Raw genomic sequence first — 26,954 nt, 5'->3', positions numbered from 1 at the left:
CCCGGGGCAAACCTGCCCGGTTCCTCCACCTACCCGGCTACTCTCCTCCCATGATCCACGCAGTCGTCTTCGACGTAGGTGAGTGCCTGGTGGACGAGACCAGGGAGTACGGCACCTGGGCCGACTGGCTCGGCGTACCTCGTCACACCTTCCACGCGATGTTCGGCGCTGTCATCGCCCAAGGCCGCGACTACCGGGACGTCTTCCAGGAGTTCCGGCCCGGATTCGATCTCTACGAGGAGCGGGAGAAGCGGGCGAGCGCAGGTAAGCCGGAGTCCTTCGGGGAGGAGGACCTCTACGCGGACGTCAGGCCCGCGCTTGCCGCCCTGCGGGAGAACGGGCTATGGCTCGGGATCGCCGGGAACCAGACCGTCCGGGCGGGCGCGATCCTGCGAGAGCTGTTCTCCGGTGATGTCGATCTGATCGGTACGTCGGACGACTGGGGCGCCAGTAAGCCCGACCTCGAGTTCTTCAAGCGGGTCGCCGACGCCGTGCCGTTCGACGCCGGTGAGATTCTGTACGTCGGGGACCGCTGCGACAACGACATCCGACCTGCGCGGCAGGCCGGCATGCAGACCGCCCTTGTGCACCGCGGACCTTGGGCCACCATCCAGTGGGACGGGGAGGAGGCCAGGGACCTCCCCACCTTCCGGGTCGAGGGCCTGCTCGAACTGCCCTTCGTGGTGCGTCAGTTCAACGACCGAGCGCGCTGAGCGTCGTCGACCAGTCGTACAGGCGGTCGTCGAGGTCGCGTACGCAGCGCTCGGCCTGGTGGGGTGCGAGCGCTCTGCGTACCTCACGCACCCGTTCCATGCCGGTCGCGTACCAGGTGACCGCCAGCTGGTCGAGGGCCTTGGCCGCGTACTCGCACGCCTGCTCCGGGTTTCCCGCTACCGCTTCCACGGCGGCCAGATCGCCGTACACCACCGAGCGCTGCTTGTCCTCGGACGGTGTCATCGCGCCCAGGGCCCGCAGCAGACTCTCGCGCGCCTGTGGGAGATGGCCGGCGATCATTTGCGTGTTGCCCTTGAAGGCCGCCAGGCGGGCCGGGGAGAACCAGTCCAGCCACTCGGGCGAAGGGTGCTCCTTCCCCGCTGCCAGTACGTCCTCGGCGTGCCCCAGGAGATGCAGCGCGGTACGGCTGTTGCCCGAACGTGTCTCGCATTCGGCCTCCACCGCGTCGAGCCACGCCAGGAACTCGGCGGAGGCCGGTGCACGCCGGGCGTAGGTGCGTGCGGCCGTCATGCGTTCGAGCGCGCCGTCGCGGTCCGCCACCCATCCCGGGACGAACGCCATGTGCGCGATGACCGCAGAGCCGAGCAGCGCGTCGTCCGCCTCGCCCGCCGCCCGCAGCGCCAGCAGTAGGGTGTCGTTGGCCCTGGCCGGCTCGCGCAGGTCGAAGAACTCGATACGGCCTGCCAGAAGGTGGGTCTCCGCCGTCGCGGCCGCGACCTCCCGACGTGTGGAGTCCGTCGTCTCCGGCAGCAGGGCACAGCCCAGGGTCGCGTGCGCGACGACTGCCGGGTGCAACTCGGCCGGTGAGACGGACCAGTAGAGCCGACGGTGTGCGCGGGTCACCGCCATGAAGTGCGCGCCGGTCGTCGATGGCTGCGGTGTCACGACGGCTCTCCGGGGCAGCGTCGTCCGGCGTCCCGGGGCTGTCGGACCGCCGGTGGCCAAGGTGCGCCGAACGTGCTCTGCGCTCTGTGGCCCGTCGGAACCCCACGGAGGCGTGAAGCCCAACGCCTCCATGCTCTGTCCGAGCAGGTGGACAAGAACGCGTTGGCAGTCCGGCTGCGGCCAGGGCGGGTTGTCCGACTCCCAGCGGCGGACCTGTCGTACACCGATCGACAACCCTCTGACACCCATGTCTTTGGCGTGCTTGGTGAGTGCGTCCGCCAAATCCTGCTGGGAGTTGAAACCCGCGGCTACGCGGGCGGCCTTGAGTCGGACGTTGCCGGTGGGCCTGGACACTGAGCACCTCCTGCTACGGCTCCTCCAACTCTCCCACAGGAGGTCCCATTTCAGACGTGTCATCCCTCTGAAGACGTCATGGATGCCCTTTGTGAGTCCCCTTGACGGCCTTTCCAAGTCCTCGTAGCGGGCGCTCGGTTACTGGACGCTTTATGTAGTCCCCAGAACAGGAGGCAGTTGTGGACACGCAAGAGGCCCTGGACAGAGCGATCGCCGAATGGCTCGCGCGAGCCCATCCGGCACCTGCGCAGGCCTGGCACGAGTGGGCGGCCCACGGCGTCGCCTTGCTGCCGCTCGGAGATCGTTTCGCGGCGGTGCGCATGGCGGCCGAGGAGGTGCACGCCGCCGTGGATTCGAGCAACCCGGACCACGTCGCCGTCTGCCTCGGCCTCTTACTGGGTGGCTCGATCATCTACGACCGGCGTGCCACAGGCGGCACGTACTACGCCCTGATCCAGGGGCACGCCGGCCTGGTCTGGGCGTACGACGACGTCGCCACATGCCTGGGGCGCGGCACCTATCTCGGCGTACCGCGACTCGATCGGCAACAGCCCCCCGGCACGTACTGGCTCGTGCCGCCGCGTTACGAGGGTGACCTGTGCACCCCGCGTTCCATCACTGCCCTGGTCAAGAGGGGGCGGTCACGGCTGGCCGCTCGCTCGGAAGTCTGACACTCCGCCGCTGAGAACATCGAAGGAAACGGTGAGCAAAGCTATGTCGAAAACGGCAGTTCAGGTGCCCTGGGCCCTGAGGTTGGTGACCGACCGCCTGCCCGTCCGGCCTCCCGCGTACGCGTCCGTCGTGCTCGACGGCGTCTCGCAGACCGCCGTGTACGTGGACGCCTCCGGTCGCGTGGTCGAGATGGGGAAGCACGGGACGTCGAGGACGACGGGGACGGCGTCGGTCTCCGGTGGTGGGGACGGGCAGCAGCCCCAGCCGCAGACGCAGGACGACAACACGACCGACTACGAGTCGGACTGAGCGGTGGGGGCCACTGTTCTCGTGGTCACCGCGCTGGAGGACGTCACCGCGGATCGGGTCGTCGAGGCCCTCAACGAGCTTGGTGCGACCGTCGTGCGCGTGGATCCGGGGGATGTCGGGCCGGACCTCGGCTTCGGGTTCCGGCTCAGGCGGGGCAAGTTCGGGTCGGGCGAAGCGGGGTGCGGCGAGTCGGTGTGGGGTGGGTGGTTGCGTACCGCCAGCCGGGAGGTGGAGGTGGCGGCCGTGACCGCGGTCTACTGGCGCCGGCCTACCCCGTACGCCGCCCGGTTCGGCCGACTGCCCAGGCAGGCGCGGGAGTTCGCCGTCGCCGAGGCACGCCATGGGCTCGGGGGCGTGCTTCACGGCTTGCGCCGTGCGCTGTACGTCAATCACCCGGCCGCCGTCGCCCGCGCCGACTTCAAGCCCGTCCAGTTGCAGAGGTTCGCCGCGCTGGGTCTGCGTGTTCCGGCGACCCTGATCACCAACGACGCGACGGAGGCACGGAGGTTCGCCGCCGAGCACGGGCGGGTCGTCTACAAGTCGTTCCGGGGGTTGCCGGAGGGGACCGACGGGCGGACCGGGGCGATCTGGGCCCAGCGGATCGACGCCGACGCCCTGGACGACTCCGTCTCGGTGACCGCGCATCTCTTTCAGGCCGAGGTGCCCAAGAGCGGGGACGTACGGGTCACCGTGGTCGGGTGTCGGGTGTTCGCGCAGCGGATCACCACGCCGGACGGTGCGTTGGACTGGCGGCGGGGTGACTGGGGGCAGTTGGTGCACACTCCCGTCGTCGTCCCGGAGGCCGTGCGGGCCGCTCTGCACGGCTACCTGGACTCGTGCGGGCTGGTCTTCGGCTGTTTCGACTTCGCGCTCACCGGTGAGGGGACGGCTCCCGAGGACTGGTGGGCGATCGAGTGCAATCCGAACGGGCAGTGGGGGTGGCTTCCGGACGCGCCGGCCATCGCCGCCGCGTTCGCCGACATCCTGAGCGGGGAGGAAGGTGCGGGCCGTGACGACACGAAGTGACGTTGAGGTCGATGCCGTACGGCTGCGGCGGGAGATGGCGGAGGGGCTCGCGCGGAACGGCTCGGTGGGTGATCTGCGGTGGCTCTCAGCCGTTGCAGAGGTGCCTCGGCATCGTTTCGTGCCCGGCTTCTACCTCGCCACCGGGAAGCCCGACGAGCACGGGCTCACGGTGTGGGAGCCCGTCACCGCCGACCTCGACCCCGCGAAGTGGCTGACCGCCGCGTATTCCGACGCCACGCTGATCACCCAGTTCGACGACGAGGAGCCGGACTGGACAGCGCCTCGGGTCCGGCACGGCGGGGCGCCGACCTCGTCCTCGACCTTGCCGTCCCTGGTGCTGCGGATGTGGGCCGATGCCGAGGTGAGTGAAGGGCACACGGTCCTGGAGATCGGCACCGGCAGCGGTTACTCCACCGCGCTGGCGTGCGAGCGCCTCGGGTCCGCCGACGTGACGAGCATCGAGGTCGATCCGCGCCGGCTGGCGGTGGCGGCGGACGCGCTGTATGGCTGCGGCTACACGCCGACCCTGGCCGTGGCGGACGGGCGGTACGGCTACTGGCCCGAGGCCCGCTTCGACCGGATCGTGGCCGCCTGTTCCTTCCGTTCCGTACCGGACGCGCTCGTCGCGCAGACCCGGCCGGGCGGGAAGATCCTGCTCACATTGTCGGGGTGGTTGTACGGGTACGCGCGCGTGCTCCTCACCGTCGCCGGGGACGGCACGGCCGAGGGGCCGCTGCTGCCGGGCACCGTCTCCTTCATGTCGGTCCGGGCGCAGGCGGCACCGGCCTTCGGGAACCCGGCCCACTGGGCCGCGGGGCTGCCGGGGAGGGGGAGGCCGGCGCGGTACGGGCCCGAGCGGATCTCGGCCCCCGATCCGGAGGCGTTTCACCTGCGCTTCCTCGCCCAGTGCGCGGTGCCGTACGCCCAGATGACCACCGTGGGAGGGGTCGTGCACCTGGTCGACGTCGTCCATGGCTCCGCCGCTTCGCTGACTCCGGGCGACGACGGTGCGTGGGAGGTGCGGGAGGCGGGGCCGGTGCGGCTGTGGGAGCGCGTGGAGGAGGTCGTGGCCGCCTTCGACTCCGCCGGGCGGCCTGGGCCTGGGCAGTTCCGTCTCCGGGTGTGCGGAGGTGAGCGACGGCTGGTGCATCCGCGGATGTGCGGTCTTGAGGTGCCCAGGCTGTGAGTCGCGCTGACGGTTGCCCCGACGATGTGGCACATCCTCCCGTCGCCGGTCGCCGCCCGCCGTGGCGGGGATGGCGTTGTCGATGAGGACGGCGGCGATGGCGGCGGCGGTGGGGAAGGCGTCGGCATCGAGGACCCGTTACTACCGCGAACTGAGCGTCCCCAACGCGGAGCGGACCCTACTCAGGGAAACGGCAGTTGGCGGAGGGGCCCGGGAGATCGCGGCGGCGGCCCTGGCCAGCTGGGCGGACAAGCTCCCCTTTCCCGTAGAACCCAAGCTCTGAAGTTTCGATCGGTTTGGTGACTCATTGCAGCGTCTCAATGGCCTTGACCACTGTCCTTCGACAGCGAAGTTGGTCGTGCGCAGCGCGCTGATCTGGGCGGACTGAGTTGGATGTCGGGCTGAGAGCGGCGTACGGCATCATGGGCCGGTGGACTACGAGTCGTACCGGGGTGAGCTACTCGCGTTCTGTTACCGGATGCTGGGCTCGTTCCACGAGGCCGAGGATGTGGTTCAGGAGACACTGCTGCGCGCCTGGAAGGCCCGGGATCGGTATGACCCCGCGCGCGCGTCGGTGCGTACCTGGCTGTACCGGATCGCAACGAACGCGTGCCTGAGCGCGCTGGAGGGGCGCGGCCGGCGCCCTCTGCCGTGTGGGCTGGGTGCGCCAAGCGACGATCCGGAGGCTGCGCTGACGCCGGCGCTCGATGTCCCCTGGCTGGAGCCGTTTCCTGATGCGCGGCTGGATGTCCAGGCGCGGGCTGACCTGCGCCTGGCGTGGGTGGCTGCGGTGCAGGTGCTTCCGGCCCGGCAGCGTGCAGTGCTGGTGCTGCGGGAGGTGCTGGGGTTCACTGCGGCCGAGGTCGCCGAACAGCTGGGAACCACGGTTGCGGGGGTCAACAGCGCGCTGCAGCGCGCTCGTGCCGCCCTCGCGGGCGCGGGCGGTCCGGATGTGGTGCGTGAGCCGGACGATCCCGGGGTGCGGGCGGTGGTGCAGCGGTATGTGCGGGCGTTCGAGGCCGCCGATGTGCCCGCACTGGTGCGGTTGCTGGCCGAGGACGCGGTCCTGGAGATGCCGCCGGTTGCGCTGTGGTACCGGGGCAGCACCGACTACGGCCGGTTCCTGCAGCGCGTCTTCCGGACGCGCGGCACAGGCTGGGCTGTGCGGGAGCTCTCGGCGAACGGGCAGCCTGCGCTGGCGGCGTACGCGCCGGAACCCGGCGGCGGGCACCGGCTGCACACCCTGCAGGTGCTCACCGTCACCGGCGGCCTGGTGGCGCACAACGTCGTCTTCGCCGATCCGGGCGTCTTCGACGTCTTCGAGCTGCCGCGGCACATTCCTGCCGGGGATTTCGGGCCGGAGCGATGAGTCGGATGGGCGGCGCCGGTATGTACCGGTGAGCATTCGACCTGAGCGAGAGGAACATCGCTGTGAGCATCATCGTGATCGGGTTCGTCACCGTAGACGGGATCATGTCCGACCCCACCGGTTCGGAGGGGACGCCGCTGGGCGGCTGGGCGCTGCGGCACGGCCGTGAAGCAGTCGACGGGGACAAGTTCCGGCTCGGCCGCACGCTGGACGACGGCGTGCTGCTGTTCGGCCGCACGACCTGGCAGATCTTTTCCCGCCTGTGGCCCGGACGTGAGGGCCCGTTCGCCGCACGCATGAACGCCGCCCCGAAACTGGTCGCCTCCCGCACGCCGAGCGGCACGGACACCGCGGCGTGGGCGAACTCGCGGATCCTGGAAGGCGACGTCATCGACGCCGCCAAGCACGAACCGCGCGATGTGGTCGTCATCGGCAGCCTCAGCATCGTGCGCCAGCTGATGGCCGAGGACCTGATCGACGAATACCGGCTGCTGACCTTCCCCACCGTCCTCGGCACCGGCGACCGGCTCTTCCCCGCGGGCGGCCCTCACGCGGAGCTGGAGTGCCTGTCGGCGCAACAGGTCGGTCCCGCCGTCCTCACCCGCTATCGCAGGGCCACCCGTTGACCGCCCGCTTCATCGTCTTGTACGAGACGCCGGCCGACCCCGCAGCATTCGACCGCCACTACCGCGAAGTCCACCTCCCGCTCGTACGCCGACTCCCGGGGCTGCGCTGCTACACGCTCGGGCGCGACGCGGTCGCCGTCCGCGGCGGCGAACCGTACTACCTGGTCGCCGAATTGGAATGGGACACGATGGAGGAACTACGTGCAGCCTTTGCCTCCTCCGCAGGGCGCGCTACCGCAGCCGATGCTGCCCGACTCCAGGAGCTCACCCCGGTCCGCAGCATGATCTACACGGTCGACGAGAGCGTGCTGTAGGGGCGCGAACGCGCAACTGGGGAGCGCGGCTCACCAGCCGTCGCTGACGTGCCGCCGGTCGAACGGATCCTGCTGCCGTCCTCAGCGGGCGGGCGCCGGTTCCGTGGAAGCCCGCAGGTGCGGCCCGGTGCCGGGCAGCCGGTGTCGCGTACCGGCGGGTGCGGCCGCGCGACCGGCAGTGTGTGCGGTCCGGCCGCGGAGTGCCACGTCAACGTGGCACATCCTCCCGTCGCCGGTCGTCGCCCGCCGTGGCGGGGATGGCGTTGTCGATGAGGACGGCGGCCATGGCGGCGGCGGTGGGGAAGGCGTCGGCGTCGAGGACCCGGGTGCGGGCCGCGGCGCCGTCGAGGAGCAGCGCGAGGTGTTCGCCGAGCTGTTCGGGGTCGGCGGCGCCGGCCTCGCGGGCGGTGTCGGCGAGCCGTGCGGCCACGGCCTTCTTGTACTCGCGTGCGTACTGCGACGCCGGGTGCTGCGGGTCGTGCAGTTCGACGGCGACGGCGATGTAGGGGCACAGGGGGGAGTCGGGGGGAACGTCGAAGGCGGCGAGGAGCCGTTCGCGGGGGGTGAGGTCGGTGCGGTCGAACACGCCGGACATGACGGAGGGGTCGAACCGGCGCAGGTACTCGGCGACGAGTTCGTCCTTGCTGGTGAAGTGCTGGTAGGCCGTGCGCTTGGACACCTCGGCCGCCGCGCAGAGCTGGTCCATGCCGGTGCGGTTGACGCCCTGCTCGCGGAACAGCCGCTGGGACGCGCCGAGGATGCGCTCACGGGCGCCCCGGCCGCGGCGGCGGCCCGTGGGGCCCTTCTCCAACTCCGTCATGGGTCCACCGTACCGCAGGCGGGTAACGCCCGGTGTACTTAGTTGCGCCCCAGCCTCCCGCCTCGTACCGTAAGCACACAGGGCGGTGTACATAACACCGTCGCTCCAGGCATGCACGGCACCACCGACCCAAGGGGACGACTATGGGAAAGCTCGACGGCAAGGTCGCGGTCATCACCGGCGCCACCAGCGGCATGGCGCTGGCCGGTGCGAAGCTGTTCGTCGACGAGGGAGCGCACGTCTTCATCACCGGCCGCCGCCAGGAGGCCCTGGACGAGGCGGTGAAGCAGATCGGCCGCAACGTCACCGGCGTCCGGGGCGACGCCGCCGACCTGGACGACCTGGACCGCCTGTACGACACCGTCAAGCGGGAGAAGGGCAGCATCGACGTGCTGTGGGCCAGTGCGGGCGGCGGCGAGCCCGCCCCGCTCGGCGAGATCACCGAGGCCCAGTTCGACACCTGGTTCGGCCTCAACGCCCGCGGCACCCTGTTCACCGTCCAGAAGGCCCTCCCGCTCTTCAACGACGGCGGCTCCATCTTCATGACCGGCTCCAGCGCCTCCCTCAGCTCCTTCCCGGGCTGGAGCGTCTACGCCGGCAGCAAGGCCGTTCAGCAGGCCTGGGCCCGTGTCTGGCTCAACGAGCTCAAGGACCGCCGCATCCGGGTCAACGTCCTGACGCCCGGCCAGGTCGCCACCGCCAAGCAGGACGAACTCTTCGACGAGGCCACCAAGCGCCAGTTCGAGTCCCTCATCCCCCGCGGCGAGATGGGCCGCCCCGACGAGATCGCGACTGTCGCCCTCTTCCTCGCCTCCGACGACTCCAGCTACGTCAACGGCATGGAACTCCTCGCCGACGGCGGCACCACCGCCGTCTGAACCGGACCCCACCCGAGCAGCGCTTCCGGACCGTGCACCGACGCCGAACAGTCGCTCTCAACTTCATTTATCTGTACTGGTGTTACCTTTCCTGCTCATGACGCAGCACCACGATGAGACCAGGGCGGCCTACGACGGGGTCGTTGAGCTGTACGCGTCGCTGTTCGCCGACAAGCTGGAGGGGCGTCCGTTCGCGCGCAACATGATCGGCTCCTTCGCCGAGTTGGTGCGCGCGACAGGGAACCTGCGGGTGGCCGACGTCGGATGCGGGCCGGGGCATCTGACGGCCATGCTGCACGACCTGGGGCTGAACGCCTTCGGGTTCGACCTCTCCCCCGGCATGGTCGAGCACGCCCGGCGGGCCCATCCTGCGCTGCGGTTCGACGAGGCCCGGATGGAGGAACTCCCCGTCGAGGACGGCGCGCTCGGCGGGGTGCTGGCCCACTATTCGATGATCCACACCCCGCCCGGGGAACTGCCCGCCCTGCTCGCCGAGCAGGCACGCGTCCTGGCACCGGGGGGCCTGCTCCTGGTGTCGTTCTTCGCGACCGACGGACCGGAAACGGTCCGCTTCGACCACAAGGTGACGCCTGCCTACAGCTGGCCGGTGGACCACTTCGCCGAGCTGCTGACCGGGGCCGGGCTCCACACGTTCGCCCGGCTGATCCACGACCCGGCCTCGGAACGCGGCTTCCTCGACGCCCACTTGCTGGCCCGCCTCCCCTGACAGGGGGCGGCACAGGTCGGCGGCGGCCTGGTCCGTCTGCGCCGGTACGCTCAACTCGTGCTGGCGTGAGACGAGTTGGTTACAGCGGGAATCGGTCGTCGTCAGGTGTCGGTGAACCGATGTGTCGTCGTGCTCGTCCTCCAGTGCGCCATGTGACCCTCCGAGGGGCGGGGACCCTTTCATGAGACAAAGCAATCCCGGGCGCGGTGGCGCGTCCGGACGTCGCCGTGCGGCTCTGCTGACCGCCGTCGCCGCGCTCGTCGTCGCGGGTGCGGCGGCCGTGCCGGTGCCTGCGCTGGCCGTCGGTGGTGCCGGGGCCGGGAACACCGGCCTGCAAGGGGAGTTCGACGCCGCCGCCGACGCCTACCACGTGCCCCGTCAGGTGCTGCTCGCGGTCGCGTACCAGGAGTCCGCCTGGGACACGCACGCCGGGGCGTACAGCACGGACGGCGGGTACGGGCCGATGCACCTCACGGACGTCACCCCGGCGATGATGGCCGGAGGCGACGCGGGGGCGGCCGGGCGTGGGGAGTTGGCGAAGCTGGCCGCCGATCCGGGCCTGCACACCCTGCGGGCCGCCGCCCGGCTGACCGGTCTGTCGGCGGCGGAGTTGCGCGGCGACCCGGCGGCCAACATCCGCGGCGGTGCCGCGCTGCTCGCCTCGTACCAGAAGGCCGCCACCGGTTCCGTCTCCGCGGATCCCGGCGACTGGTACGCGGCCGTGGCCCGTTACAGCCAGGCCGGGCAGCGGCAGGGCGCCGCCGCCTTCGCCGGGCGGGTGTTCGCCACCATCAAGGCGGGGGCCGCGCGCACCACGGCCGACGGTGAGCGGGTGCGGCTGGCCGCCGACAGCGGTGTCCGGCCGGACACCGGGCAGTTGGCCGGCCTGCACCTGAAGGCCGCGGTGACCACGGACACCGAGTGCCCCGCCACCGTCGCGTGCACCTTCGTCCCGGCGGCGGCGTCCAACGGCCAGGTGTCCAACCGCCCCGCCAACGGCATCCGCATCGACAGCATCGTCATCCACGACACCGAGACGTCGTACGACGCCGCGATCAACCTGTTCCAGCAGCCGGGCGGTAACTCCGCGCACTACGTCATGCGGTCCTCCGACGGCGCGGTGACGCAGATGGTGCCGACGAAGGACCTCGCCTTCCAGGCCGGCAACTACTCGACCAACATGCACTCGATCGGCATCGAGCACGAGGGGTACGCCGCGCACGGCGGCACCTGGTACACCGAGGCGCAGTACGAGGCCACGGCCGAGCTGGTGCGGTACCTCGCCGACCGGTTCGGCATACCGCTGGACCGGCAGCACATCCTCGGGCACGACAACGTCGCCGGTCCCAAGTCGTCGCTCGTCTCCAGCATGCACTGGGATCCGGGCCCGTCGTGGGACTGGAACCACTTCATGAGCCTGCTCGGGGTGCACACCGGGCGGCACGGCGTCGGCCCGGTCGGCTCGGTGGTCACCATCGCGCCCCGGTTCCACGAGAACCTGCAGACCGTGCAGATCTGCCCCTCCGACGACCCGACCCACGCCACCACCGCGTGCACCGAGATCCAGCAGCCGTCGAACTTCGTCTACCTGCGCACCGAACCCAGCGACACCGCTCCGCTCTTCGGGGACCAGGCGCTGCACCCGGGCGCGGCCGGTACCGACCGCATCAACGACTGGGGCAGCACGGCGGCGGCCGGGCAGCAGTTCGTGGTCGCCGACCGCGACGGTGACTGGACGGCCGTCTGGTACAGCGGCTCGAAGGTGTGGTTCTACAACCCGCACGGCTGCAACACCGCGCCCGCGCACGGGGTGAAGGTGATCTCGGCGGCCGGTACGGACCCGGTGGCGGTGTACGGCTCCAGCTATCCGGACGCCGCCGAGTACCCGGCGGGGCTCTCGCCGTCGACGCAGGCGCCGCTCAGCATGTACACCGTCCCGGCCGGTCAGGCCTACGTGGCCACCGTGGCGCCGTCCCTGACGGACGACTTCTTCCCCTCCAGCGGCACGGTCGTCACCGGGGCGAAGGCGATGTACACCATCCAGTACAACCACCGGGTGGCGCTCGTGTACGCCTCGGACGTCACCGCCACGGACGACTGACGGCTTCGGGAGCAGCTTGTGCCCAGGGGGTTCCGCCTCCTGGGCACCGGCGTGTCCCCGCCGTGTCCGCACCCGGAGGGCCGGGTCCCGGGCTCAGAGCGCCGTCGCGGCCCTGACGAGTCCGGCGACCGCTCTCGACCTGCTGTGGGGCGGCCAGGCGATCACGGTGGTGACGGGTGGGGCGTCCAGGACCGGTACGGTCGCGAGGTCCTCGCGCAGTTGGGTACGGCAGGACTCCGGCGCCACCCAGCAGGCGCGGCCGAGTGCGATCAGCTGGTGCAGCTGGGCGTGGTCGCGGGCCTGGGGGCCGGGGCCGTCCGGGTAGGTGCCGTCCGGGCGGGGCCAGCGGGGCAGCGGCAGGCCGGGCAGGTCGGTGACGTCGGCCATCCGGACGTGCGGGCGGGTGGTGAGGGGGTGCCCGGCGGGGAGGACCAGGACCTGGTTCTCCGTCAGCAGTTCCTCGGTGTCGAGGCCCGCCGTGGAGTCGAACGGCAGGTGCAGCAGGGCCACGTCGGCGCGGCCGTCGCGCAGCATGTGCTCCTGTTCGCCGATGCCGCACAGGAGGAGGTCGACGGTGACCGCGTCGGGTTCGGCGGCGTAGGCGTCGAGGAGTTTCGCCAGGAGTTCGCCGGAGGCGCCCGCCTTCGTGGCGAGGACCACGCCGGGGTGGCCGGTGGCGGCGAGAGCGGCTCTGCGGGTGCGGCGCTCGGCCGCCGCCACGGCGTCCAGGGCGGCGCGGGCCTCGCGCAGGAGCACCGAACCGGCGTCGGTCAGGGTGACCGCGCGGCTGGTGCGTTCCAGCAGGGTCGCGCCGAGGCGCCGTTCCAGCAGGCCGATCGCCCGGGACAGCGGGGGCTGGGCGATGCCGAGCCGCTCGGCGGCCCTGCCGAAATGCAGTTCCTCGGCGACGGCCACGAAATAGCGCAGCTCACGCGTCTCCACCCCGCCATGCTACTGCGGCCGAACGGGATCGATACCCGGCGGGTATCGCCGGCCACCCGATCGGTGTTGGCCGCGCCGGGGCCGCCGGGACCAGGATCGACGGTATGAGCGAACAGGACAACGAGCAGGCGAGCGGGCAGATGAACGGACAGGCGGGCGGGCAGACGGTCGCGTTGGTGACCGGTGCGAACAAGGGGATCGGGTACGAGATCGCGGCGGGTCTCGGCGCCCTCGGCTGGCGGGTCGGGGTCGGGGCCCGGGGCGAGGAGGCGCGCGAGGGTGCCGTGGCCAAGCTGCGGGCGGCGGGCGTGGACGCGTTCGGCGTGCCGCTGGACGTGACCGACGACGCGAGCGTGGCCGCTGCCGCCGCGCTGGTCGAGGAGCGCGCCGGACGGCTCGACGCGCTGGTGAACAACGCCGGGATCACCGGCGGCCCCCAGCAGCTGCCCACCACGGTCGACGTCGCGGCGGTACGGGCGGCGGTGGAGACCAACGTCATCGGCGTCATCCGGGTCACCAACGCGATGCTGCCGTTGCTGCGCCGCTCGGCGTCGCCGCGGATCGTGAACATGTCCAGCACCGTCGGCTCCCTCACCCGGCAGACCACCCCGGGCGCCGAGACGGGCCCGATCTCGGTGGCGTACGCGCCGTCGAAGACGTTCCTCAACGCCGTGACCGTGCAGTACGCCAAGGAGCTGGCCGGTACGAACATCCTGATCAACGCGGCCTGCCCGGGTTTCTGCGCGACCGACCTCAACGGCTTCCGCGGCGTGCGCACCCCGGAGCAGGGCGCCGCGATCGCGGTCCGGCTCGCGACCCTGCCGGACGACGGCCCGACCGGCGGCTACTTCGACGACGAGGGGGAGCTGCCCTGGTGACGACGCGGGAGGCCGCCCCACTGTCATGATGTGGGCATGACGCTGATCCACGGGGAAGTCGCAGCCGGGTTCGAGGGTGTACGGGAGGCGTTCGCCGCCAACTTCGAGCAGCGCGGGGAGGTCGGGGCGGCCGTGTGCGTGTACCGGGACGGGCGGCCGGTGGTGGACCTGTGGGGCGGGGTCGCCGACCCCGGTACCGGGCGGCCCTGGGAGCGGGACACCTTGCAGCTCGTGTACTCGGCGACCAAGGGAGCCACCGCCACCGCCGCTCATCTGCTCGCGCAGCGCGGGGAGTTGGACCTGGACGCGCCGGTGGCGGCGTACTGGCCCGAGTTCGCGGCGAACGGCAAGGCGGACATTCCGGTGCGGTGGCTGCTGTCGCACCGAGCCGGGCTGGTCACGCTGGACCGGCCGGTGCCGCTCGGCGACGCGCTGGGGTGGGACGCGATGGTGGCCGCGCTGGCCGCGCAACGGCCGCAGTGGGAGCCGGGGACCGCGCACGGCTACCACGGGCGGACCTTCGGATGGCTGGTCGGGGAGGTGATCCGGCGGGTGTCCGGCCGTACGCCCGGCCGGTTCTTCGCGGAGGAGGTCGCCGGGCCGCTCGGGCTGGACTTCTTCATCGGGCTGCCGGCGGCCGAGCGGGCGCGGGTCAGCCGGATGGTGTACCCGAAACCGGAGGTCGACCTGAGCACCGTACCGCTGGACGCCGTGCCGCCGGAGGCGCGCGAGTTCGTCGCGGCGCTGCAGGATCCGCGGTCGCTGAGCAACCGGGCGTTCGCCCTCACCGACCCCGCCGAGATCGACTTCGACTCGGCCGAGGTGCAGGCCGCCGAGCTCCCCGCGTCCAACGGGATCTGCACCGCGCGCGGCCTCGCCCGGATGTACGCCGCGCTGGTCGGGGAGGTGGACGGGGTACGGCTGTTCAGCCCCGAGACCCTGGCCGCGGCGACCGCGGAGCAGGCCGCCGGGATGGACAAGGTCATCATGTTCCCAGTCCGCTTCGCCTCCGGTTACATGCTGCCCGTGGAGACGAGCCCCCTGACCGGTCCGCGCGCCTTCGGCCATCCCGGCCGGGGTGGCTCGTTGGGTTTCGCCGACCCCGAGCACGGCGTCGCCTTCGGTTACGTCATGAACAGCGTCGTCGAGGGCGCCGAGGACCCCCGCGCGGCCGCGCTCGTCGACGCGGTACGGGCCGCGCTGGCCTAGGGAGGCGGGCGGCGCCGGCCCGGGGAGGCGGGCCGCGCCGGCCCGGGGCGGTGTACCGGCTGCTCGTCGGCGATCTTCCGCCCGGCCGGGGACGTGGTTAGAGTCGGCTCCATGAACGGGGTCGTGGTCGCTGTCAGTCGTAACGAGGTCTACTCCTTCACCAAGCCGAACCGGGAGAGCATCACGCTGCTCGCCGGGCTCGGGGTGGAGGGGGACGTCCATGCCGGGGTCACGGTGAAGCACCGCTCGCGGGTGGCGCAGGACCCGGACCAGCCGAACCTGCGTCAGGTGCACCTGATCCACGAGGAGTTGTTCGCGGAGGTGGCGGGCGCCGGGTTCCGGGTGGGGGCCGGGGAGCTCGGGGAGAACATCACCACCCGGGGGCTGGATCTGCTGGGGCTGCCGACCGGGACGCTGCTGCGGATCGGGGAGCAGGCCGTGGTGGAGGTGACCGGGCTGCGCAATCCGTGCGCGCAGATCGACGGCTTCCAGCACGGGCTGCTGAAGCAGGTCGTCGGGCGGGACGGGAGCGGGCGGACCGTCCGTAAGGCCGGGGTGATGAGCGTGGTGACGGTGGGGGGTGTGGTGCGGCCCGGGGACACGATCCGGGTGGAGCTGCCGCAGGGGGCCCACCGGCCGCTGGAACGGGTCTGACACCGCTCTGAGTTTTCTGGGCGTCTCCTGAAACATTCTCCCCGGCCCACCGCATCAATGGGGTGGAGCGGTCGGCACGGCGCCGGGGACGGGGGAGCTTGCGGATGAGTCAGGGCAGCGGTGTGGAGGACTACGCCGAGTTCGCCGCGGCGCGGGCCGGGCACCTGTACCGGTCCGCCTGCCTGCTCACCGCCGGGGACACGCACCTCGCGGAGGACCTGGTCCAGGAGGCCCTCGGACGGATCTACGTCCGCTGGGGGCGCGTCTCGCGCGTCGGCAACCCCGCCGGGTACGCGCAGACGGTCCTCACCCGGACGTTCCTGGCCCACCGGCGGCGGTTCAGCAGCCGGGAGCGGGCGCGGGACGCCCTCCCGGAGCAGGCGGACGCCGGTTCCGACCCGTCCCTGCGGCTGACCCTCCTCGACGCGCTCGCCCGGCTGCCCGCCAAGGACCGGGCCGTGGTCGTCCTGCGGTACTGGGAGGACCGGTCGATACACGAGACCGCGGACGCACTCAACGTGAGTTCGGCCGCCGTCCGTACGCGGTGCGTGCGGGCCCTGGCCCGGCTGCGCGAGCTGCTCGGCGAGGACCTCGCCGAATACGCCCGCTCCTGACCTCAGACCTTGTGGAAACGGTGGTTCGTCATGCCCGTCGAACAGCGGCACAGCGCCAGCGACAGCGATCCCTTCGAGCGTGAGCTCTCCGCCGCCCTGCACCACGCCGGGGCCGGCTTCGAGACCGACCGGGCCGCGCTGGCCGCCGCCGGGACGGTCCGGGGGCGGCGGCTGCGGCAGCGGCGGCGGGCCGCCGTCCTGGGGGGCGCGGCGGGGGTCGCGCTGGTCGGGGTGGGCGGCGCGCTGGCGGTGTCCTGGGGCGGCGGGCCGTCGTCGCCCGCGCGGCCGCCCGCCGCCGCGAGCCGCACCCCCGAGGTCGCCTCTTCCGCCGCCGGTCGGGACATCACCTCGGACGACATGATCCGCACGCTGGAGAAGCTGCTCCCGAAGGGGACGTTCGCCCAGGCGCAGGGACGCGGCGTCGACAAGGACGAGCCGCTCGTGGATCCGTACGCGCAGGTCGTGTACGACGACGGGCACGGGGCCGCCGCCGTCAGCGTCGCCGTGAACCGGGTGCTGCCCGGCGGGTACGACGCCCGGCAGGCCACCCGGTGCCCCGACAAGGTCTCCATCCCCTACGACAGTTGCGTCACCAGCCATCTGCCCGACGCCTCGGTCGTCACCGTGATGAAGGGGTACGAGTATCCCGACCGGCGTGTGGACACCAAGCTGTGGACCGCGAACCTGGTCACCCCGGACGGTCACCACGTCTCCGTCAGCGAGTGGAACGCCGCCGCGGAGAAGGACGCGCCGATCAGCCGGGCGCAACCTCCGCTGTCCGTGGCCCAGTTGAAGGCGCTCGCGGCCGCCGAGGAGTGGCGGGGGGTGGTCGACGCCATCCCGCAGGACCCCCGGGGGACCCGGGAACCGCCCGCCTCCGTGGAGGGGGACGGCAAGGGGATCGCGGAGACCCTAGTCTCGCTGATGCCGAAGTCGGTGAAGGTGGTGGGGCGCGCCAAGGGGGACGACGACGGTCAGTTCACCTACGTCGTCGTCGACGACGGGCACGGCCGGAGCCTCGTCCAGATCAACGTGCAGCCGGACATGTCCGACGTCGCGAACCAGCTGTTCGGCGCCGGGTCCGAGACCCTGCCCGACGGGACCCGGGTCGCCGAGCACAAGGCGCCCGGGGAGAAGGGGGTCGCCGGGGTCGTGATGTGGACCGTCGACACCCTGCGCGAGGACGGTTTCCGGGTGGTGATCAGCGCGTTCAACGCCGACACCCAGCACAGCTCCCCGACCCGCACGACGCCGGCGCTGACCATGAAGCAGCTCCGCGCCACAGCGCTCAACCCGCGCTGGCGGTAGTCGCCGGGTTAGCCTCGGGGAATCCAGACAGAGGGAGAGAGCAATGGCCAGGGTTCCCAGTTCGGTGATCGCCGCGAGCGGGCTCGTCGGAGGGTACGGCGTCGCGCGCTGGACGAAGCAGCGGCCGCTGGGCGGGGCCGTGCTGGCCGTCGCCGGGGCCGCGGCCGCGCAGCAGTGGCGGCAGCGGGCGGGTGGGAAGGCGGCCGGGGCGCTGTCCGCCGCGTACGTCGCCGCGTTCGCCGGGTCGCACCCCCTGGCGAAGAAGGTCGGCGCCTGGCCGTCCGTCCTCGGCGTGGCGGGGGCGGTGGCCCTGGCGTCCTGGGCCGTCGCCGACCGCAGGGGCTGAGCTCCGCAGGGGCGGCCTGACGACAAGCCCGACGCCGGGGTGCCTGGCCGCCTGGCCAGAGGGGGCGGGGCGGGTCCGTCGTGCGCGGGTGCGGGTCCGTCGTGGCCGGTCGCGCAGTTCCTCGCGCCCCTTTCAGGGGCGTCGGAAGGCGCGGCGGTAGGCCTGGGGGCTGGTTCCGACGACTCTGCGGAAGCGTTCACGGAAGGCCGTCGGGGAGCCGAAGCCCGACTGGGCCGCGATGCGTTCGACGGGGTGGCCGGTGGTCTCCAGGAGGTGCTGCGCCCGGCGCACCCTGGCCCGGTGCAGCCACTGCAACGGAGTCGTGCCGGTCTGTTCGCGGAAGCGGCGGTTGAGGGTACGGGTGCTCATACCGGCCCGCGCCGCCACCTCCTCCAGGGTCAGGTCCCGGTCGCAGTTGTCCGCCAGCCAGTCCAGCAGTGGCTCCAGGGTGGCCCCCGCCGGGGCCGGCGGCTGGTCGTGGACGATGAACTGGGCCTGGCCGCCCTCCCGTTCCAGCGGCATCACCGACATCCGGGCCGCGTGCGCCGCGACCGCCGAGCCGTGGTCCCTGCGGATCAGGTGCAGGCACATGTCCATGGCCGCCGCCGCGCCCGCCGAGGTCAGGAACTGGCCGTTGTCGACGTAGAGGACGTTCGGGTCCACCTCGATCGCCGGGTGCCTCGCGGCCAGCGCGTCGGCCGCCGCCCAGTGCGTGGTCGCGCGCAGGCCGTCCAGCAGCCCGGTGGCGGCGAGGACGAACGCCCCGACGCAGACGGACGCGATCCGGGTGCCCTTGGCCGCCGCCGCGCGCAGGGCCTCGACGACCTCGGCCGGCGGGGCGGCGGCGGGGTCCGCGAGGCCCGGCACGACGACGGTGTCCGCCTCGGCCAGCGCGTCCAGCCCGTACGGCGCCCGCACCGTGAACGCGCCGCCCGCCGCGGTCACCTCGGCGGCGGGACCGCACACCCGCACCCGGTAGGCGTCCCGGCCGTCGGGCAGCCGGGCCCAGCCGAAGGTGTCGATCGGCACGGTGAAGTCGGAGGGGATGACCTGGTCCAGGACCAGCACGGCGATGGTGTGCATGGCAGGAACGTAGCCGTTCGCCGGGTTGTGGCCGCGGGAGGGGCCGCTCTCCCGGCACCGGCGTCCGTCTCCTGGCGAGAATCCGTTGAACGGTGGCAGTATCGCCGCTTCTGCGCGATCTTCCGGGCGCCTACGGTCGACGCCGTGACCAAGTTCCTCCTCGCCGTCCACGTCCTCGCGGCGATCGTCGCCATCGGTCCCGTCACCGTGGCCGCCAGCATGTTCCCGCCGGCCGCCCGGCGCGCCCTCGAGGCGCCGGACGACGTCCGGGCCGCCGAGACCCTGCTCCTGCTGCACCGGATATGCCGCGTCTACGCGCTCGTCGGCGTCGTCGTCCCCGTGTTCGGGTTCGCCACGGCGAGCAACATGCACGTGCTGGGCAGCGCCTGGCTGATCGCGTCGATCGCGCTCACGGCACTCGCGGCCCTCGTCCTCGTCGCGCTGGTGCTGCCCCGGCAGACCGCCCTGGTGGAGGGCGGGGCCGCCGAGCGGGCCGCAGCAGGGGGCGGGACCCGGCAGGCGACCGTGCGGCTCGCCATGGTCACCGGGCTGTTCAACCTCCTCTGGGCCGTGGTGACCGTACTGATGATCGTCCGGCCGGGCTCCACCACCGGCGCCTGAGAGGAGGTGAAGGCGGGCGCCTCACGCCTGTGCCTTCGCCGTCTCGCCCCCCGCGGCCGACAGTGGCGTGGCCACGTCCTCCAGGGACCTGCGCTCCGCGTTCACCGCCAGCAGTGCCGCCACCAGTCCCGCCGCGCACATCAGGCCCGCGCCGATCTGGAAGGCGAGGACCGTGTCCGACACCTTGCCCGTGCCCGTCAGGTCGGCGAACAGCAGCGGCCCGCTGATGCCGCCGGCCGCCGTGCCCAGCGCGTAGAAGAACGCGATGGACATGGCGCGGGTCTCCATCGGGAAGATCTCGGACACCGTCAGGTACGCGCTGGACGCCCCCGCCGACGCGAAGAACAGCACCACGCACCAGCAGGCCGTGAGGGTCGTCGCGGTCAGGGAGCCGCGGTCGAACAGCCAGGCGGTGCCGAACAGCAGAAGCCCGGAGAGCAGGTACGTCCCGGAGATCATCACGCGTCGGCCGAGCGTGTCGAACAGCTTGCCCAGCAGCAGCGGGCCCAGGAAGTTGCCCACCGCGATGACGACGAAGTAGTACCCCGTGTCGCCCGTCGGCACGTCGAAGAACGTCGTGAGGATCGCGCCGAACCCGAAGGTGATCGCGTTGTAGAGGAACGCCTGCCCTATGAAGAGGGAGAAACCGAGGGCGGCCCGCCGCCGGTAGTCGCGGAAGACCGTACGGGCGATCTCGCCGAAGCCGACGCTGCCGCGCTGGTGGATCTTCAGCTCGCCCTCGGGCTCGGGCAGCGGCTCGCCCTTCTCCGCCTCCACCCGGCTCTCGATGGACGAGACGATCTCCTCGGCCTCCCGTTCCCTGCCGTGGATCAGCAGCCAGCGCGGACTCTCCGGGACGTTGCGCCGTACCAGGAGGATGACCAGGCCGAGGACGACCCCGAGGGCGAACGTCAGCCGCCAGCCCACGTCCTTCGCCAGGAAGTCCGTGTTCAGCGCGACGATCGAGAGCAGCGAGCCGCCGACCGCGCCGATCCAGAAGCTGCCGTTGATGACGAGGTCCACGCGGCCGCGGTAGTAGGCGGGGATCAGTTCGTCGATCGCGGAGTTGATCGCCGCGTACTCGCCGCCGATGCCGAACCCGGTCAGGAACCGGAAGAGGAAGAACCACCACGGGGCGAAGGAGAGCGCGGTCAGCGCGGTGGCGGCCAGGTAGACCGCCAGGGTGATCATGAAGAGTTTCTTGCGGCCGAAGCGGTCGGTCATACGGCCCCAGAACAGGGCGCCGACGCAGGCGCCCGCCACGTACAGGGCCGCGGCCGTGCCCGTGACCTGGCCGGAGGAGATCGCGAGGCCGCTGCCCGGTTCGGACAGCCGGCTGGCGATGTTGCCGACGACCGTGACCTCCAGGCCGTCCAGGATCCAGACCGTGCCGAGGCCGAGGACGATCGTCCAGTGCCAGCGGGACCACGGCAGCCGGTCCAGCCGGGCCGGGATACGGGAGGTGATCGTACGTCTGCCGTGTTCGTCCACGCCCATGTCCGTAGCCGTACCCACACACGCCTCCTCGACCGGAACGGCAATACCGAAAGCCGCCCGATCGAGTGCCCCGCGGAACGCTCCCTACGCCCCGAGCGCCCGCGACACCGTGAAGATCAGCACGCCCGCCAGCGAGCCGACGACCGTGCCGTTGATGCGGATGAACTGGAGGTCGCGCCCGATGTGCGCCTCGATCTTCCGGGTGGTGTGCTCCGCGTCCCAGCCCGCCACCGTGTCGGTGATCAGGGAGGTGATCTCCTTGCGGTAGGTGGTCACCACGTGCACGGCCGCACCCTCGACCCAGCTGTCGACCTTCCCCTGGACCTTGGTCTCGGTGGCCATGCGGGCGCCCAGCGAGATCAGGGAGGCGCGCACCCGCAGCCGCAGCTCGCTGCGTTCGTCCTCGGCCGCCGAGACGATCATGGACCGTACGGCCGTCCAGGCGGACGCGATCAGGTCCTGCACCTCGCCGCGGCCCAGCACGTCGCCCTTGAGGCGTTCGATCCGGGCACGGGTGTCGGTGTCGGACTGGAGGTCGTTCGCGAAGTCCGTGAGGAAGCGGTCGAGGGCGCCGCGCGCCGGGTGGGAGGGCATGTCCCGCATCTCGGCGCAGAAGCGCAGCAGCTCCTTGTAGACGCGCTCGCCGACCCGCCGGTCCACGAACCGGGGCGTCCAGCCGGGCGCGCCGCCCTGCACGGCGTCCATCACCGAGTCGCCGTGCAGCACCAGCCAGTCGTGGGCGCGGCTGACGACCAGGTCCACGACCCGCTTGTGGCCCTGGTCCGCGACGATCCGCTCCAGCATCTTGCCGATGCCCGGGGCGATCTCCTGGGCGTCGGCACGGCGGGTGATGGCCTCGCCGACCACGGCCTGGACGTCGGAGTCCCGCATCACGGTCAGGGCGCCGCGCAGCGCCGTCGCCAGCTCGGCCGTCACCCGGTCGGCGTTCTTCGGTTCGGCCAGCCACGCGCCGAGCCGGCTGCCGATGCCGACGGAGTGCAGCCGCTGCCGTACGACGTCCTGGGAGAGGAAGTTCTCGCCGACGAACTCACCCAGCGAGACGCCGAGCTGGTCCTTCTTGTGAGGGATGATCGCGGTGTGCGGGATGGGCAGGCCGAGCGGGTGCCGGAAGATGGCGGTCACCGCGAACCAGTCGGCCAGCGCGCCGACCATGCCCGCCTCGGCCGCCGCGGCCACGTAGTCCGCCCACGGTCCGGCGCCGGCGCCCGACGCCCACTTGGCCAGCGCGTACACCAGGGCGACGAACAGCAGCAGGCCGGTCGCCGTGGTCTTCATCCGTCGTACGCCCCGCTGACGCTCCTCGTCGGCCGGCGTGAAGGCGTTCATCGACTTGTACGACGGTACGGCGGCCGTCCGGCCGTCCGTCGTCTCCGTAGGTTCCGCCATCTGCTCCACCCGTTCGCAGCCGGTCCACCCTCACGGTGATCCCGCACATATTGTCCCTTGCTGACCTACTCCCGGAACGGAACAGGAGTTCCCACCGTCTGTCCGCGAGGCTGCGGGCCGGTGGGGCCGGGCGCGCGGTTCCTCCTCCAGCCTTCGGTCAGTAGTCGTCGTCTCTGCGGTGGTGGCGGTTCGCCCGGCGTATCTCTCGTTGTTCTCGGCGTTCTTCCCTCAGGCGGCGCCGCTCCGCCTTCGTCACCTTGTGTTCCACCTCGACGCCACCCCAGAACGCCAGGCCCGTCACGATCACCCTGGGGGCGCCCGGGTCCGGCAGCGTCTCCTCCTCGTGGTGGTCGAAGCCGCCCATGATGCCGATGCCCCGCATCACCACCTCGACGCCCGGCGGCACGATCACGCTCACCCCGCCCATCACCGCGAAGCAGCTGATCTCGACCTCGCGGTCCGCGAAGTTCGCCTCGCGCAGGTCGATCTCGCCACCGCCCATGAACGCCAGGCAGGTGAAGCGCCTCGGCACCGTCCAGCGGCCCTTGCGCTGGAAGCCGGACATGACGGCCACCGCCCCCGTGGAGGTGCCCTCGCCGCCGACGAACCGGCCCGCCCAACGCCCGTCGTCCGCCGGAGGCTTGGCCAGCGACACCGCGGGAGCGCCGGTCGCCGGCAGATCCCTGGTGAGCGGTGTCAGCTCACCGTACGTACGGGCCTCATACGTCGCCTCCAGCCGCTCCTCGAACTCCGCCATGTCGAGCCGCCCCTCCGCGAGGGCGTCCCTGAGGATCTCGGCGACCCGCTCACGATCGGCGTCGGAGGCGCGCAGCTCCGGGGCTTCGTCGGTCATAGGAGCAGACTACGAGTTGACGGCGGCCGGGACTACGCGGTCGTACGCTCCGCGTAGATCGTCGCGATCACCGTCTCGATGTCCGGCTCCCGGACGGACAGGTCCACCAGCGGGTACTCCGCGGCGATCCGCGCCACCAGCGGCGCCGCCGACTCCGAGGAGGGGAACGCCAGCCACTGCCGCGGCCCCTCCACCTTCACCACCCGCGCCGAGGCGCCCGCCTCGATCGGCGGGAGCTCCCGCTCCAGGTCGACCACCAGGGTCCGTTCGCTCTCGCCCACCTCGTGCAGTCCGGCGAGCGGGCCGTCGTACATCAGCCGCCCGTGGTCGATGACCATCACGCGGGAGCACAGCTGCTCGATGTCCTGGAGGTCGTGGGTGGTGAGCAGGACCGTGGTGCCGCGTTCCGCGTTCAGCTCCCGCAGGAAGTCGCGGACCCTGGCCTTGGAGACGACGTCCAGGCCGATCGTCGGCTCGTCCAGGTAGAGGACGTCCGGGTCGTGCAGGAGCGCGGCCACGATGTCGCCGCGCATCCGCTGGCCGAGGGAGAGTTGGCGTACCGGGACGTCCAGCAGGGACTCCAGGGACAGGAGTTCGACCAGGCGGCCCAGGTTCTCGCGGTAACGGGCGTCCGGGATGCGGTACATGCGGTGCATCAGCCGGTAGGAGTCGACGAGCGGGAGGTCCCACCACAGGGTGGTGCGCTGCCCGAAGACGACGCCGATGCGATGGGCCAGCCTCGTGCGCTCGCGGGACGGGTCGATGCCGGCGACCCGGAGCCGGCCCGCGCTCGGGGTCAGGATGCCCGTCAGCATCTTGATGGTCGTCGACTTCCCGGCGCCGTTCGGCCCGATGTACCCCACCATCTCGCCCCGCTCCACCGTGAACGAGAGCGAGTCCACCGCCCGTACCTGCCGGCGCTCCCGCTTCAGGAAACCGGCCTTCTTGCGGACCTCGAAGACCTTCTCGACCCCGTCGACCTCGATGAACATCGTCAACTCCCCGTACTCCGGTACGACCTGAGACCCGCCCGCCACGCCAGCCCCGCCAGCGCGCAGCACACCACCGCCACCAGCGGCGGCGACCACACCGTCCACTCCGGCAGCCGCAGCGGGTACGGCCGCCCCAGGACGTACGCCGCCGGCACCCAGTTGACGAAGGCCAGCGGCAGCATGAACGTCACCCCGCGCACGAAGTCCTTCCCGAACACCGTCGGCGGGTACTGGAGCAGTGTCGTACCGCCGTAGGTGAACGCGTTCTGCACCTCGGCCGCGTCCTGCGCCAGGAACTGGAAGGCCGCGCCCGCCACGAACAGCGCGCAGAAGATCACCGCACCGCTGCCCAGCATCAGCGGCAGCAGGAGCAGCTTCGCCGCCGTCCAGTGGACGTCCACCGACACCGTCGCCCAGCCGAGGACCACCGCGCCCTGTGTGATCCGGCCGAGCCGGCGCAGCGCGAAGCGGTCGGCGCCCACCTGGGCGAGCACCGGGGCGGGCCGCACCAGCAGCGTGTCGAAGGAACCGTCCCGGATCCGGGAGCCCAGCACGTCCATCGAGCCGAGCACCAGGTCGGCCACCCCGAACGCGGTCGCCGACAGGCCGTACAGGAAGGCGACCTCGGGCAGCGACCAGCCGCCCAGCGAGTCGACCCGGCTGAACATCAGCAGGATCGTCGCGAAGTCCAGGCCGGTCACCAGCAGGTTCCCGGCCATCGTGAGGAGGAAGGAGGTCCGGTAGATCATCGTCGAGCGGACCCACATCCCGGCGATCAGCCGGTACGTCCGCAGCCCCTCCAGGGCACGCTCACCCACCCTGCACCACCACCCGCCGGGTCGCCGCCGACTGCACCAGCCGGCCCGCCGCCAGCAGCACCACCGCCCACCCGGCCTGGAAGGCGAACGCCTCCGGCGCGCCGGTCTCCCCCATCAGCACGTCGGCCGGCCTCTGGATCAGCGCCGCCCACGGCAGGGCCCGCGCGATCTCGCCGAGCGCGCCCGGGAACACGTTCAGGGGCAGGGTCATCCCCGAGAAGAAGACCCCCGTGATCATCATGACCTGGTTGACGCCCATGCCGTCCATCAGCCAGAACACGCTCAGCGCGGCCAGGTAGCGGATGCCGAAGCTGACGACCATCGCCAGCAGCAGCGCGACCAGGAAGGCCGCCCAGGTGCCGGCGTCCGACGGCAGTGCCGCCGGGAAGAACACCGCGCCGAACAGGAAGGGGATCACGCCCCGGCCCAGCATCTGGAAGAGCGAGCGGCCCAGGTCCGTCGCCAGCCACCACAGTTGCAGGTCCGCCGGGCGGTAGAGGTCGATCGCGATCGCGCCGGTGCGGATACGCTCCATCAGGTCTTTTTCGACACCCCCGCCCTGGACGGCGAGCGTCGCGTACAGGCACTGTCCGAGCCACACGTAGGTGACGGCCTGTGCCTGGTCGTAGCCTCCGAGGTGCGGTTTCTCGTCCCACAGCGCCAAGTACGTGTAGACGAGAATGATCCCGAAGGCCGTGTTGGTGAACACCCCTGCCGCAGTGGCCGCCCGGTACGTCGCGTACCTTCGGAAACCCCCCGCCGCGACGGCCGTGTACAACCGTCCCGCGCCCACGCCAACCGACCTCCCGGACCGCCCGACACCGAAGCGCAGGAGCCTACTGCGCCGACGACACCGCAGGCCACGCAATTTCCGTGACCGAAGTGTGCCGGAATCCGGGAACGGAACGCGCGGTGCGAGAGTCTTCATCAGGGGGCGCAGAAGCGTACGAGGTCGTACTGGAACAAACGTACGACGCGAAACAGGAGTCCGTGCAGCACATGAGCGACGAGCCGCAGCCGCAGCAGCCGAACGAGGGCGGCGGAGGCCCGACGGAGCCGCCCGCTGCGGCCAAGGGGAAGCAGACCGAGCCGGCCGAGGTGGCGAAGACCCAGCCGACCGCCCCGGCGGACCGGGCGACGGGAGCGCAGGCGTCCGCCTCGGGGGACCAGCCGGGGGCACAGACGTCCGGCACGCCCGGCGAACCGAAGCGACAGGCACGCCCTGCGGACGGCCAGGACGCGCAGGCAGCCACCGGAGGACAGCCCGGGGCACGAGCAGCCACCACGGGAACCCAGCCGAGGCCCCAGACGCCCGGCACGGGAACCCAGCCGTCGGCACAGGCGTCCGGCGCGGGAACCCAGCCGTCGGCACAGGCGTCCGGCACGGGAACCCAGCCGACGGCACAGACGTCCGGCGCGGGAACCCAGCCGACGGCACAGGCGTCCGGCGCGGGAACCCAGCCGTCGGCACAGGCGTCCGGCACGCCCGGGATGCCGAAGCGGCAGGCTCCCGCCGCCGGAGGCAACGGGGCACAAGCAGCCGCCGCCGGAGGCCAGGGGGCGCAGGCGGCCGGCGCCGCGGCACGGCAAGGGGCACAGGCACCCGGCGTCCCCAGGGCACCGAAGCGGCAGGCTCCCGCCTCCGGAGGCAACGGGGCACGAGCAGCCGCCGCCGGAGGCCAGGGCGCGCAGGCGGCCGGCGCCGGAGGCAAGGGGCCGCAGGCGCCCGG

At 71.8% G+C, this 26,954-nt stretch carries 28 protein-coding genes; 18 read left to right on the top strand and 10 right to left on the bottom strand.

The window, feature by feature from the left end:
- Window positions 1-50: 50 nt before the first annotated feature.
- Window positions 51-713 carry an HAD family hydrolase gene (locus tag AB0G52_RS05560; protein ID WP_361333990.1) on the top strand — a complete coding sequence of 221 codons (663 nt, stop codon included), beginning with the start codon at window positions 51-53 and terminating at the stop codon, window positions 711-713.
- Here the strand turns inward: AB0G52_RS05560 and AB0G52_RS05555 are convergent.
- Complete coding sequence (locus AB0G52_RS05555) at window positions 694-1,974, bottom strand: transcriptional regulator (protein WP_361333987.1); 1,281 nt, start codon at window positions 1,972-1,974, stop codon at window positions 694-696. The genes AB0G52_RS05560 and AB0G52_RS05555 overlap by 20 nt on opposite strands.
- 179 nt (window positions 1,975-2,153) lie before the next feature.
- On the opposite strand from AB0G52_RS05555, the gene AB0G52_RS05550 reads away from it, so the two are divergent.
- From AB0G52_RS05550 to AB0G52_RS05520, 7 genes are all read left to right on the top strand, one after another.
- Entirely contained in the window at window positions 2,154-2,645 is a 492-nt protein-coding gene (locus AB0G52_RS05550) for a hypothetical protein (RefSeq protein ID WP_361333985.1), read from the top strand.
- Between the two features lie 43 nt (window positions 2,646-2,688).
- Complete coding sequence (locus tag AB0G52_RS05545) at window positions 2,689-2,955, top strand: putative ATP-grasp-modified RiPP (protein WP_361333982.1); 267 nt, start codon at window positions 2,689-2,691, stop codon at window positions 2,953-2,955.
- A gap of 3 nt (window positions 2,956-2,958) precedes the next feature.
- Window positions 2,959-3,981, top strand: a complete 1,023-nt coding sequence (tgmB, locus tag AB0G52_RS05540) for an ATP-grasp ribosomal peptide maturase (protein WP_361333979.1) — start codon at window positions 2,959-2,961, stop codon at window positions 3,979-3,981.
- Window positions 3,965-5,167: an ATP-grasp peptide maturase system methyltransferase gene (gene tgmC, locus AB0G52_RS05535; protein WP_361333976.1), complete on the top strand. Its 1,203-nt coding sequence runs from the start codon at window positions 3,965-3,967 to the stop codon at window positions 5,165-5,167. Before tgmB ends, tgmC begins: the two co-directional genes overlap by 17 nt.
- A gap of 430 nt (window positions 5,168-5,597) precedes the next feature.
- The gene (locus tag AB0G52_RS05530; RefSeq protein ID WP_361333973.1) at window positions 5,598-6,536 is read left to right on the top strand and encodes an RNA polymerase subunit sigma-70; all 939 of its coding nucleotides are present in this window, start codon (window positions 5,598-5,600) and stop codon (window positions 6,534-6,536) included.
- A gap of 62 nt (window positions 6,537-6,598) precedes the next feature.
- A complete protein-coding gene (locus AB0G52_RS05525) occupies window positions 6,599-7,162 on the top strand; it encodes a dihydrofolate reductase family protein (RefSeq protein WP_361333970.1) in 564 nt (187 codons plus the stop codon).
- Window positions 7,159-7,476 carry an EthD family reductase gene (locus AB0G52_RS05520; protein WP_361333967.1) on the top strand — a complete coding sequence of 106 codons (318 nt, stop codon included), beginning with the start codon at window positions 7,159-7,161 and terminating at the stop codon, window positions 7,474-7,476. Before AB0G52_RS05525 ends, AB0G52_RS05520 begins: the two co-directional genes overlap by 4 nt.
- Window positions 7,477-7,684: 208 nt before the next feature.
- On the opposite strand, the gene AB0G52_RS05515 is transcribed toward AB0G52_RS05520, so the two are convergent.
- Window positions 7,685-8,296, bottom strand: a complete 612-nt coding sequence (locus AB0G52_RS05515) for a helix-turn-helix domain-containing protein (protein WP_361333964.1) — start codon at window positions 8,294-8,296, stop codon at window positions 7,685-7,687.
- A 143-nt stretch (window positions 8,297-8,439) separates the two neighbouring features.
- Here AB0G52_RS05515 and AB0G52_RS05510 point away from each other — a divergent pair, with 143 nt between their 5' ends.
- The 3 genes from AB0G52_RS05510 to AB0G52_RS05500 all read left to right on the top strand — a co-directional run bounded on the left by AB0G52_RS05510 (window position 8,440) and on the right by AB0G52_RS05500 (window position 12,002).
- On the top strand, window positions 8,440-9,174 hold the full coding sequence (locus tag AB0G52_RS05510; RefSeq protein ID WP_361333961.1) for an SDR family oxidoreductase: 735 nt from the start codon (window positions 8,440-8,442) through the stop codon (window positions 9,172-9,174).
- Between the two features lie 97 nt (window positions 9,175-9,271).
- Window positions 9,272-9,901: a class I SAM-dependent methyltransferase gene (locus AB0G52_RS05505; RefSeq protein ID WP_361333958.1), complete on the top strand. Its 630-nt coding sequence runs from the start codon at window positions 9,272-9,274 to the stop codon at window positions 9,899-9,901.
- A 181-nt stretch (window positions 9,902-10,082) separates the two neighbouring features.
- Window positions 10,083-12,002, top strand: a complete 1,920-nt coding sequence (locus AB0G52_RS05500) for an N-acetylmuramoyl-L-alanine amidase (protein ID WP_361333955.1) — start codon at window positions 10,083-10,085, stop codon at window positions 12,000-12,002.
- Window positions 12,003-12,095: 93 nt separating this feature from the next.
- On the opposite strand, the gene AB0G52_RS05495 is transcribed toward AB0G52_RS05500, so the two are convergent.
- On the bottom strand, window positions 12,096-12,944 hold the full coding sequence (locus AB0G52_RS05495) for a LysR family transcriptional regulator (protein ID WP_132890593.1): 849 nt from the start codon (window positions 12,942-12,944) through the stop codon (window positions 12,096-12,098).
- Between the two features lie 140 nt (window positions 12,945-13,084).
- Here AB0G52_RS05495 and AB0G52_RS05490 point away from each other — a divergent pair, with 140 nt between their 5' ends.
- From AB0G52_RS05490 to AB0G52_RS05465, 6 genes are all read left to right on the top strand, one after another.
- On the top strand, window positions 13,085-13,822 hold the full coding sequence (locus AB0G52_RS05490) for an SDR family NAD(P)-dependent oxidoreductase (protein ID WP_361334446.1): 738 nt from the start codon (window positions 13,085-13,087) through the stop codon (window positions 13,820-13,822).
- 36 nt (window positions 13,823-13,858) lie between these two features.
- Entirely contained in the window at window positions 13,859-15,031 is a 1,173-nt protein-coding gene (locus tag AB0G52_RS05485) for a serine hydrolase domain-containing protein (protein WP_132890591.1), read from the top strand.
- Window positions 15,032-15,142: 111 nt separating this feature from the next.
- Window positions 15,143-15,685 carry an MOSC domain-containing protein gene (locus AB0G52_RS05480; RefSeq protein ID WP_207921809.1) on the top strand — a complete coding sequence of 181 codons (543 nt, stop codon included), beginning with the start codon at window positions 15,143-15,145 and terminating at the stop codon, window positions 15,683-15,685.
- Between the two features lie 104 nt (window positions 15,686-15,789).
- Window positions 15,790-16,299 carry a SigE family RNA polymerase sigma factor gene (locus AB0G52_RS05475; protein ID WP_132890590.1) on the top strand — a complete coding sequence of 170 codons (510 nt, stop codon included), beginning with the start codon at window positions 15,790-15,792 and terminating at the stop codon, window positions 16,297-16,299.
- A gap of 30 nt (window positions 16,300-16,329) precedes the next feature.
- Complete coding sequence (locus AB0G52_RS05470; protein WP_361333950.1) at window positions 16,330-17,607, top strand: hypothetical protein; 1,278 nt, start codon at window positions 16,330-16,332, stop codon at window positions 17,605-17,607.
- 43 nt (window positions 17,608-17,650) lie between these two features.
- Entirely contained in the window at window positions 17,651-17,953 is a 303-nt protein-coding gene (locus AB0G52_RS05465; RefSeq protein WP_132890588.1) for a hypothetical protein, read from the top strand.
- 132 nt (window positions 17,954-18,085) lie between these two features.
- On the opposite strand, the gene AB0G52_RS05460 is transcribed toward AB0G52_RS05465, so the two are convergent.
- Complete coding sequence (locus AB0G52_RS05460) at window positions 18,086-19,036, bottom strand: helix-turn-helix domain-containing protein (protein WP_361333946.1); 951 nt, start codon at window positions 19,034-19,036, stop codon at window positions 18,086-18,088.
- Between the two features lie 144 nt (window positions 19,037-19,180).
- Here AB0G52_RS05460 and AB0G52_RS05455 point away from each other — a divergent pair, with 144 nt between their 5' ends.
- Complete coding sequence (locus tag AB0G52_RS05455; protein WP_361333943.1) at window positions 19,181-19,657, top strand: hypothetical protein; 477 nt, start codon at window positions 19,181-19,183, stop codon at window positions 19,655-19,657.
- A 21-nt stretch (window positions 19,658-19,678) separates the two neighbouring features.
- Here AB0G52_RS05455 and AB0G52_RS05450 read toward each other — a convergent pair whose 3' ends face one another.
- The 6 genes from AB0G52_RS05450 to AB0G52_RS05425 form a co-directional block, all read right to left on the bottom strand.
- Window positions 19,679-21,154: an MFS transporter gene (locus AB0G52_RS05450; RefSeq protein ID WP_361334443.1), complete on the bottom strand. Its 1,476-nt coding sequence runs from the start codon at window positions 21,152-21,154 to the stop codon at window positions 19,679-19,681.
- 84 nt (window positions 21,155-21,238) lie between these two features.
- On the bottom strand, window positions 21,239-22,561 hold the full coding sequence (locus AB0G52_RS05445) for a DUF445 domain-containing protein (RefSeq protein ID WP_132890585.1): 1,323 nt from the start codon (window positions 22,559-22,561) through the stop codon (window positions 21,239-21,241).
- Between the two features lie 157 nt (window positions 22,562-22,718).
- Complete coding sequence (locus AB0G52_RS05440; protein WP_361333940.1) at window positions 22,719-23,414, bottom strand: DUF1707 domain-containing protein; 696 nt, start codon at window positions 23,412-23,414, stop codon at window positions 22,719-22,721.
- Window positions 23,415-23,446: 32 nt separating this feature from the next.
- Window positions 23,447-24,406 carry an ATP-binding cassette domain-containing protein gene (locus tag AB0G52_RS05435; RefSeq protein WP_361333938.1) on the bottom strand — a complete coding sequence of 320 codons (960 nt, stop codon included), beginning with the start codon at window positions 24,404-24,406 and terminating at the stop codon, window positions 23,447-23,449.
- 2 nt (window positions 24,407-24,408) lie between these two features.
- A complete protein-coding gene (locus tag AB0G52_RS05430; protein ID WP_361334440.1) occupies window positions 24,409-25,173 on the bottom strand; it encodes an ABC transporter permease in 765 nt (254 codons plus the stop codon).
- Window positions 25,174-25,216: 43 nt separating this feature from the next.
- Entirely contained in the window at window positions 25,217-26,017 is an 801-nt protein-coding gene (locus AB0G52_RS05425; RefSeq protein WP_132890581.1) for an ABC-2 family transporter protein, read from the bottom strand.
- Window positions 26,018-26,954 lie beyond the last annotated feature (937 nt).

Origin of the sequence: Streptomyces sp. NPDC021562, from assembly GCF_040640875.1 — a bacterium.
In the GTDB taxonomy this organism is placed as follows: domain Bacteria; phylum Actinomycetota; class Actinomycetes; order Streptomycetales; family Streptomycetaceae; genus Streptomyces.
Note: the sequence above shows the minus strand (reverse complement) of the source record. Positions and strands in the feature narration are given on the sequence as shown.